Here is a 315-nt window from a genome sequence, read left to right on the forward strand (position 1 = left end):
CTATCCGCTATCGGTCACCAGGGAATATTTAGGCTTAGCGGGTGGTCCCGCCAGATTCACACGGGATTTCTCGGGCCCCGTGCTACTTGGGTGTCTCTCCAACGAGCCGCATGAATTTCAGCTACGGGGGTCTTACCCTCTACGCCGGACCTTTCGCATGTCCTTCGCCTATCCATACGGTTTCTGACTCGTCCTGTCGCCGGCAGACGACAGAAGAGAGATCCCACAACCCCGCATGCGCAACCCCTGCCGGGTCTCACACGCATACGGTTTGGCCTCATCCGGTTTCGCTCGCCACTACTCCCGGAATCACGG

1 rRNA gene is annotated in these 315 nt (G+C 59.0%); it reads right to left on the minus strand.

Going from position 1 to position 315, the window contains the following annotated elements:
* Positions 1-315 (minus strand): 23S ribosomal RNA (locus ADL08_RS13960); the annotation flags it as partial.

This window comes from Streptomyces sp. NRRL F-6492 (assembly GCF_001280125.1).
In the GTDB taxonomy this organism is placed as follows: domain Bacteria; phylum Actinomycetota; class Actinomycetes; order Streptomycetales; family Streptomycetaceae; genus Streptomyces.